Below are 9193 nucleotides of genomic sequence, written 5' to 3'. Positions count from 1 at the left end.
ATCGGGTGATTATCCTGAATGGCTCTATACCTATACCGGCAACGTGACCGATGTGAATGGATGCATATCCTTGCCGATGAACGTAAATATGAAATTCAATACGGTACCGGTTCCCACCATCACTGGACCTGATCCGGTATGCGCAGGTTCTACCGAAACTTACATTACTGAACCCGGAATGTCGGGCTATACCTGGTTCGTTACAGGCGGTACTGGCACTTCGGTCACTAACTCCATCTCCGTAGTATGGGGGGCAGGTGGTACAGGCAGTGTGTCGGTGAACTATACCGATCCTGATGGCTGTACCGCAGCTTCAGCTACTATTAAAACCATCACAATATATTACGAGTTAACAGCGACTATAGAGGCTGATCAGACGATCTGCTACAATACTGTTCCTGAACTTCTTACATCTACAGTAAGCGGTGGTCAGGGAGATTATACCTACCAGTGGCAGATATTGGAAGGCGGAGGAGAAGTAGATGACGTCTTTGTTGATATAGAGGGAGCAACGAATCCAACCTATCAGCCCGGAGCACTCCTTGTGACGACTGAATACAGGCTCGTGGTCACTGACTTCTGCGGTGTTATTGAGACAAACGTTGTCACGATTACTGTGTATGAAGAGTTAATTGCGACCATTGCAGAAGACCAGACCATTTGCTACAATACAGTTCCTGCCGAATTAACATCAACAGTTAGTGGTGGAAATGGTGAATACCTGTATCACTGGGCGCAATCTGCGGATGGAATAGAATGGGAAGTGATAACTGGAGCTCACTCACCAACATATCAACCTCCTGCATTGATTGAAACAACTTACTACCGTCTTTATGTCGATGATACCTATAATTGTGGACCAATAATTACGAATACCGTTATCATTACAGTTTATGACGAATTTCTGGCCAGCATAGAAGCTGATCAGACAATTTGTTACAATACTGTTCCTGAACTTCTTACGTCAACAGTAAGCGGCGGCCAGGGTGATTATGAATACCAATGGCAGGTATTGGAAGGCGGTGGAGAGGTAGATGACGTGTTTGTTGATATTGAGGGCGCAACGGATCCGACCTATCAGCCGGATGCACTCCTGGTGACGACTGAATACAGGCTCATTGTAACCGATTACTGTGGCGTGATAGAAACGAATAGTGTTACCATCACGGTATATGACGAATTTCTGGCCAGCATAGAAGCTGATCAATCGATCTGCTACAATACTGTTCCTGAGCTTCTCACTTCATCAGTGAGCGGCGGACAGGGTGAATATGAATACCAATGGCAGTATCGTCTACCTGGCGAAACCGAAATAGCTGAATATTGCTATAGCCTTGTTGATTTTACAGGTGGGGAATATAGTAATTCATATGATGAATTGGGTTGGACAGATAACATTGTTCCATCTGAAGAAAATGTGGTCATTGAGGGTGTGACTCTGAATATTGGTGAGCTATGGGTAGATTCTTGGTATGATGAGGAAACCTTATTGCTTAAATCGCCGGCAGGCACTACTGTAACGGTATGGACGCCTACACAATCCGGCTCGGTGTTTGACTTCGTTTTTACAACTGATGTATTTAATGGCGAGAACACTGAAGGTACCTGGGTGCTGTACTTCGATGACAGTTATGGTGATGGAGGAGGAAAAGCTTATGATGTTACTCTTTGCCTCAGTTATACGATAAGTAGTGGTGAAATAACAGACTGGGCAGATATTGAAGGCGCTACTGAACCGACGTATCAGCCCGATGCACTGATGGTGACGACTGAATACAGACTCTTTGTAATTGATTTCTGTGGTGAAATATATACTGAACCCATTGTAATTACTGTGTACGATCCGTTGGCCGTTACCATTGCTGCCGACCAGTTGAGTTGTTACCTTACAGCACCGGAATTACTAACATCGGAAGCTACGGGTGGTTATGGCAATTATCAGTATCAGTGGCAGACATTTGACGGTGAAGGTTGGACAGATATCGAGGATGCAACTGAATCGACGTATCAACCTGCCACTCTGATTGGTACTACCCTTTACCGGCTTATTCTGACAGATTTCTGCGGCGAAGTTATTTCCAACGAAGTCACTATCACTATTATTCCATTACCTACAGCCGATGCCGGCGAGGATGCATTGATTTGTGAAAATGAGTACTATGTCCTTCAGGGAACAGCAACATATTATAGCTCTGTTCTATGGTCGACATCGGGGGATGGTGAATTTGATGATGCTACTCTTCTGAATGCAACCTATTTCCCGGGTTCGGATGATATTGGAGAAGGTTTTGTTAACCTGAGCTTAACAGCTTATGCTCTTGAACCTTGCACAGATATTGCAACAGATGTGATGACCATAGAGTTTGGTCCTCTGCCGATTGTCAATGCAGGCTCTGATGCGACAATCTGCGAAAATGAGTCATTCCAGACCATGGGATGGACCAGTAATGCATGGACGACGCTCTGGACTACTGACGGTGATGGGTATTTTGATAACCCAATATCCATGGCTGCTGTTTATTATCCCGGCGATGGCGACCTTGAAGCAGGTTCAGTGACACTTATTTTGTCGGCGACTTCGATTCCACCATGTGAAGTCATTGAGAGTGATGAGGTCATTGTTACATTTGAATATCAGCCAACTGCCAATGCCGGTCCGGATGCTACCATATGCGCTAATGAAACGTACACTCTTAACGGGACGGCATCCAACTATAGTTCTATAACATGGACAACAGCGGGTGATGGTTCGTTCAGTAATATCCATATTTTGCATCCGGTTTATACTCCGGGTGCGAATGATAAGCAGAACGGATCGGTAGTCCTGACATTGACTGCTGTGGCTATTGCACCATGTGCCAGTAATGCAACCGACAGTATGATATTGCACATCACTTTACAGCCAACGGCCAATGCCGGTCCGAATGCTCCGGTTTGTGAAGCATCGAACTATATGCTGAGTGGTGCTTCTGCATCGAACTACAGTTCAGTTTTATGGACAACAAGCGGAACAGGCACATTTACAAATCCAGGTATTGTGAATGCCACTTATGTGCCCAGCAACGGCGATATATACAATGGTACAGTTACGCTGACACTTACGGCCATTTCGATATCACCATGTACAGGTAATATAACGGATAATATGGTGTTGACCATTGTGAAAAAGCCGACAGCCAATGCTGGTCCTGACGCTATTACCTGTGCTACTGCACCCTTTACACTTGATGGCCAGGCGGCAAATTATGCTTCAGTGAAATGGACAACCACCGGCGATGGTGTATTTAATAATTCAAACATACTAAATGCGATTTATACGCCGGGTGCCAATGATGTTGTCAATGGTACTGTCACACTGAAACTGACGGCATATGCAACCGTACCATGTAATGAAAATGCAGTTGATCAGATGGTTCTGACAGTTATCAAGCTGCCGACAGCCAATGCCGGACAGGACTCCAAGATTTGCGAGGAGGAAACTTATACTCTGGAAGGAGCGGCTACCAATTATGATCAGATCCTATGGATATCTTCCGGAGATGGCGGATTTAACAACAACACCATTCTGGATGCTATCTATTCTCCCGGCCCGCTGGATATATTCAATGGCTATTGTGTCCTGACATTGACGGCTTACCCATTTGAACCTTGCATGGGACAGGCTACAGATGCCATGACATTGAGCATTGACAGAATTCCGGATCAACCTGGTATGCCTTCAGGTGATGATATTGTTTGTGTCGAGACAGGTACTGCTGCCTCTGTATATGTAACCACTGGATCGCCCAGTGCTTTGTCATATAGTTGGGATATCTATCCTGCCAATGCCGGAACGATTGAAGGCAGTGGCTCTGAGGCTACCGTGTTCTGGAGCGGAGATTATTTCGGACCGGTATTTATTAAAGTTGCCGGCATCAATGACTGCGGTACAGGTGGATTCTCCGAAATCTTCGTTGTCATAGCTGATGATTGCACCGGTCTGCCGGATGACCCATCGAACATGGTCAGCATGAAAGTGTTCCCGAATCCGTCGGATGGCAGGTTTACGATGACTATCAGCGGAGTAGGCAATAATATTGATCTATATCTTGTTGGCTATGCAGGACAAATACTGCTGCAAGACAGGATACAGAGAGGTAATGGCGATTACTCCAAAGAATTTGACCTTTCCACCTATCCTAAAGGCGTTTACTTCCTGAAGGTTGTTGGTGAGAATGTGTTAAAGATTCAAAAGATCGTTATCCGATAGTAAAGCGGTATACGGTAAAAAAAAAAGAGTCCCGGTTTTATCGGGACTCTTTTTTTGTGATCCAGCCGGGATTTGAACCCGGGACCCTTTGCTTAAAAGGCAAATGCTCTACCACTGAGCTACTGAATCAGTTTTAATTGGCCTCACCCCTCGTCCCTCCCGCCTCCAGGGGGTGAGATTAATTATTTCAAGGTGCAAAAGTAAGAGTTTTTCAAGAAAAATCAATGAACCTTGGATATTTAGTTAATAGGTTGATTATCAACCTATATTTCTCCTTTTCCTTCCCTGATGATGAAGATTTCATCCGTTGTACAGTCAAGAATCGTTGAGGGCTGATTGTCGCCATGTCCACCATCAACGACGATATCCACAAGATTTTTATATTTCTCATAAATGAGCTCGGGATCAACCATGTACTCAGCTATCTGGTCAGGATCATGAATGGATGTTGACATGATTGGATGACCAAGTTCCCGTACAATCTGGAGTGCTATGTTATTAGCCGGTACGCGGATACCCACAGTTTTTTTCCTGCTTTGGAATAATTTGGGGACATTACTGTTTGCATTAAGAATAAAGGTATAGGGTCCGGGTAACTTCGCTTTCATTAATTTATATACCGGATTACCAAAGGGCCGTGTGAAATCCGATAAATGACTTAAGTCATGGCAGATGAATGAAAAGTTAGCTTTTTCTTTTCTTATTCCTTTCAGTTTGGCAATTCTATCAACGGACTTACTCTGGAAGATATCGCAACCGAGACCGTAAACGGTATCGGTAGGAAAGATGATTATTCCTTCGTCATTGAGACATTCTACGACGGTTTTGATTGATCGGGGGCTGGGATTTTCAGGGTGTATCTTAATTAGCATTTTTTCCGGATAGATCCATCATGGTGTGACAGATAAAAACGGGTAAGCTCCTTATATCGCACCGCTCAACCGTCTACCCTTGCTTTCTTCCGAATCTGGGGGAGTTCAACAGGAGCTGGCCGTATAAGACTTACCCGCTGCAAAGATACAATTGTTCAGAGGTATTTCAAATAATCAGTCGAAATATTTATTATTATCGTTTCACTTTATTAAATTTGCTGTTAAAACATCAAACTATGGAAACAAATAAAAAATCATTAGTCGTTAATGCCATCATTTATGGCTGCATTCTGGGTGGAATCTATATCGTGATTACACTTCTATATTATATTTTTAATGCGAATCTTTTTAGTACCGGATTCAGTATTCTGAGCCTACTCATTAGTATTGGAATTTTGGTAGTCACGATGATTCTTGGGACCAACGCGTACCGGGATAAATCGCTGGGAGGAAAAATCACCTATCTACCGGCATTTTTATCCTGCGCATTGATAGGTTTTATCGCCTTTATAATTTCCGGTGTATTTTCGTATATCTTTTATAAGTTTTTTGAGCCGAACCTGATGGATCAGTATTACCAGAAATTTGTTGAGTCGATGCAAAATCGAAATATTCCGGAGGAACAGCTCAATATGATTATTGAACGAGTCGGGAAACGTTTCAATCCTGACTCGCAATTTAAAACCTCACTCATATCTGCTCCTATTATTTCAATTATTGTGGGCTTAATCGTCGGTCTTTTTGTTAAAAAAGAAACCGGACAGGGAACTATGACCATGTAATACAAATTATTAATGGATATTTCTGTAGTCATTCCTTTGTATAATGAGTGCGATTCACTTAAAGAACTGGCCGGGTGGATCGATAAAGTCATGGTGGAGCATAACTTCACGTATGAAGTCATTTTTGTTGATGACGGCAGTGAGGATGAATCGTGGAAGGTGATTGAAGAGATATCCAGGGAAAATGCAAATATCAAAGGTGTAAAGTTTAAGCGGAATTATGGTAAATCAGCCGCGTTGAACTGTGGTTTTGAAGAATCCCGTGGGGATGTGGTAATCACCATGGATGCTGACCTCCAGGACAGCCCTGATGAAATCCCCGAGCTATATCATATGATAAAAATCGATGGTTTTGATCTCGTTTCCGGGTGGAAAAAGAAAAGGTACGATCCATTTATCAAGAAGTATACATCACGGTTCTACAACTGGACGACACGCCGGGTGTCAGGTATAAAACTCCATGATTTCAATTGCGGATTGAAAGCCTACAAAAAAGAGGTAGTCAAACACGTTGAGGTATACGGGGAGATGCACAGGTATATCCCTGTGATAGCAAAGTGTTTGGGATTTAATAAGATAGGAGAGAAGGTCGTGCAGCACAGGGAGAGAAAATTTGGCGACACGAAATTCGGACTTGATCGTTTTGTCAAAGGCTATCTCGACCTTTTATCGATTACATTTATTTCGAAATTCGGTCGCCGGCCAATGCACTTTTTTGGTACCATGGGCACGATTATTTTCATCCTGGGTTTACTGGCCGCCATATGGATGGGTGCCCAAAAGCTTTATTATCTCCACCTTGGCATCAAGGCCATCCTGGTAACTGAAAGCCCCTATTTTTATATCTCCCTCGTCGCAATGATCATTGGTACGCAACTTTTTCTCGCAGGCTTTCTGGCAGAGATGATCTCACGAAATAATCCCCACCGCAACCATTATCTTATTGAACGGAAAATCGGGATTAAAATATACGGTTAGCCAATACCTCACAGAATCATAAATTTCAAGCCCGGAAGGTATGTCAGAAAAGAAAAGGAACATTATCGTTATTGGTTCTGCCTATCCTTTGCGCGGCGGAGGAATAGCTACCTTTAATGAACGGCTTGCCCAGGCATTGATGGATCAAGGCGATAATGTCGTGATTCATTCATTCAGTTTGCAATACCCCAAGATGTTGTTCCCGGGGAAGACCCAACTCTCAAATGACACACCACCTGAAAATCTGAATATTGAAGTCACGATAAATTCTGTCAACCCATTCAACTGGTTTAAGGTTGGACGAAAGATCAAAAGGCTCAGACCCGAGATCGTGCTGGTTCGTTTCTGGATCCCTTTTATGGGACCATCGCTGGGCACTATTGCAAGAATCATCAAATCAAACAATTACACTGCTGTCATCGCTCTTGCGGATAATATTATTCCCCATGAGTGGAAACCAGGCCAGCGGATATTTACCAGGTATTTTATAAAGAGTGTGGAAGGATTTATCATCATGTCGAAATCGGTACTGAAAGATCTTGAATTGTTTGACAAGGTCAAACCGAGGCAATTATGTCCACATCCACTATATGATAACTACGGAGAGATATTATCAAAAGAGGAAGCAAAAAAAGCCCTGAACCTGAATGCGGATCAACATTATATTCTTTTCTTTGGCTTTATCAGGGAATACAAAGGGCTCGATATACTTTTAGAAGCATTGGCCGATGAGAGGTTAAGAAAGTTACCTGTAAAACTTTTAATTGCCGGGGAATTTTATGCCAATGAATCACATTATATGGACACCATCAAGAGATTAGGTTTGAGTGAAGATGTGATCATTCATAGTGTTTTCATTCCCCATGCCGATGTCAGGAAGTATTTCTGTGCTTCTGATGTGGTTGTTCTCCCATATAAAGATGCCACCCAAAGTGGTGTGACGCAGGTTGCATATCATTTTAACAGGCCCGTGATTACTACAAATGTCGGAGGATTGCCGGAAATGGTGCCCGATGGTGTTGTGGGCTATGTGGTCAATCCTGAGCCTGACAGTGTGGCAGAAGCCATTTATAAGTTTTTTAATGAGAAAAAGGAGACCGAATTTTCAGAGAATGTAAAAATAGAAAAGAGGAAATACTCATGGGATGTCATGATCCAGAGTATCAATTGCCTTGCTGAGGAGATCATTAATCTAAAGCCTTGATTGCTTATGATCATTCGGAGTAAAGCACCATTACGGATAAGTTTAGGAGGAGGAGGTACTGACCTTGAAGCCTACTCCACCCTTTATGGAGGAGCGATATTAAATGCAACTATCAGTCTATATGCATACGCTTCTATTCAGCCAAGGGATGACAAGAAGATCAGCATCTATTCCATTGACCGGGATGAGCAATATTCGGCAAAATCTGTCATGGAGATTCAAACCGATCATAATGGGCTTATACTTCATAAGGGGATATACAACCGCATTGTCAGAGAGTTTGCCAAACATCCGTTGTCGTTTGACCTGACTACATATGTTGATGCCCCTCCGGGCTCGGGTTTAGGGTCATCATCAACACTTGTCGTTGCCATTTTAGGTGCTTTTACCGAATGGCTTCGACTGCCGCTGGGAGAATACGACATTGCCAGACTAGCTTATGAAATAGAACGTATTGATCTCAGGATGCCGGGTGGTAAACAGGACCAGTATGCTGCAACTTTCGGAGGCGTTAATTTTATGGAGTTCTTTAAAGATAAAGTCATTGTAAATCCTCTCCGGATAAGCCCGGTATACCTTAATGAGCTGTCATTTACCATCGTACTTTATAACACAGAAGTATCGCGGCTTTCAACAAGAATCATTGAAGATCAAACAAGAAATGTGAGACAACATAATATGCAGTCGGTTGAAGCTATGCACCGGATAAAAGAGCAGGCCATTATGATGAAGGAAGCACTGCTGAAAGGAGATTTTGACAAAATTGGAGAAATACTGGATTTTGGCTGGCAGAACAAAAAACTCATGGCTGAGGGTATTACAAATCCCTATCTAGATGAAATCTATGATACAGCTATGAAGTCAGGTGCAACAGGAGGTAAGATTTCCGGTGCCGGCGGTGGTGGCTTTATGTTCTTTTATTGTCCGAATAATACACGGACAAATGTCATTAAGGCGTTACGAAAATTCGGAGGAGATGTAAAGAGGTATGATTATACTTCTACAGGATTGGAAACGTGGACGATATAGATATAATCCGGAAAAAATCAGCTGACATTAATTTTTTTGGTTCATCACAGAAATGCGTACTTTTAGAGTGACAAAGGTG

At 43.0% G+C, this 9193-nt stretch carries 6 protein-coding genes, 1 tRNA gene and 1 other RNA gene; 5 read left to right on the top strand and 3 right to left on the bottom strand.

Annotated features, from left to right (window positions below):
• Window positions 1-4249 (top strand): T9SS type A sorting domain-containing protein (locus NT175_11865; GenBank protein ID MCX6235389.1); only part of this gene is annotated, 4249 nt, incomplete at its 5' end.
• Between the two features lie 57 nt (window positions 4250-4306).
• On the opposite strand, the gene NT175_11860 is transcribed toward NT175_11865, so the two are convergent.
• The 3 genes from NT175_11860 to ffs all read right to left on the bottom strand — a co-directional run bounded on the left by NT175_11860 (window position 4307) and on the right by ffs (window position 5257).
• Window positions 4307-4378, bottom strand: a tRNA-Lys gene (locus tag NT175_11860).
• A 134-nt stretch (window positions 4379-4512) separates the two neighbouring features.
• Window positions 4513-5121 (bottom strand): L-threonylcarbamoyladenylate synthase, encoded by a 609-nt coding sequence (locus tag NT175_11855; GenBank protein MCX6235388.1) that lies wholly within the window; start codon window positions 5119-5121, stop codon window positions 4513-4515.
• A gap of 37 nt (window positions 5122-5158) precedes the next feature.
• Window positions 5159-5257: signal recognition particle sRNA small type (gene ffs / locus NT175_11850), an RNA gene on the bottom strand.
• 100 nt (window positions 5258-5357) lie between these two features.
• On the opposite strand from ffs, the gene NT175_11845 reads away from it, so the two are divergent.
• From NT175_11845 to NT175_11830, 4 genes are read left to right on the top strand one after another with little or no spacing between them, the layout of a single operon-like run.
• Window positions 5358-5903, top strand: coding sequence for a DUF4199 domain-containing protein (locus NT175_11845; GenBank protein MCX6235387.1), 546 nt, complete (start codon window positions 5358-5360; stop codon window positions 5901-5903).
• 12 nt (window positions 5904-5915) lie between these two features.
• Entirely contained in the window at window positions 5916-6881 is a 966-nt protein-coding gene (locus tag NT175_11840) for a glycosyltransferase family 2 protein (protein ID MCX6235386.1), read from the top strand.
• A 40-nt stretch (window positions 6882-6921) separates the two neighbouring features.
• Window positions 6922-8085, top strand: a complete 1164-nt coding sequence (locus NT175_11835) for a glycosyltransferase (GenBank protein ID MCX6235385.1) — start codon at window positions 6922-6924, stop codon at window positions 8083-8085.
• Between the two features lie 6 nt (window positions 8086-8091).
• A complete protein-coding gene (locus NT175_11830) occupies window positions 8092-9114 on the top strand; it encodes a dehydrogenase (protein ID MCX6235384.1) in 1023 nt (340 codons plus the stop codon).
• Window positions 9115-9193 lie beyond the last annotated feature (79 nt).

The sequence above is a fragment of the Bacteroidota bacterium genome (assembly GCA_026391695.1).
Taxonomy (GTDB): Bacteria; Bacteroidota; Bacteroidia; order Bacteroidales; family JAGONC01; genus JAPLDP01.
Note: the sequence above shows the minus strand (reverse complement) of the source record. Positions and strands in the feature narration are given on the sequence as shown.

Bases quoted from the DNA above. Each gene is read 5' to 3' on its own strand.
- NT175_11855 (MCX6235388.1), bottom strand. From the start codon at position 5,121: ATGCTAATTAAGATACACCCTGAAAATCCCAGCCCCCGATCAATCAAA.
- NT175_11845 (MCX6235387.1), top strand. From the start codon at position 5,358: ATGGAAACAAATAAAAAATCATTAGTCGTTAATGCCATCATTTATGGC.
- NT175_11840 (MCX6235386.1), top strand. From the start codon at position 5,916: ATGGATATTTCTGTAGTCATTCCTTTGTATAATGAGTGCGATTCACTT.
- NT175_11835 (MCX6235385.1), top strand. From the start codon at position 6,922: ATGTCAGAAAAGAAAAGGAACATTATCGTTATTGGTTCTGCCTATCCT.
- NT175_11830 (MCX6235384.1), top strand. From the start codon at position 8,092: ATGATCATTCGGAGTAAAGCACCATTACGGATAAGTTTAGGAGGAGGA.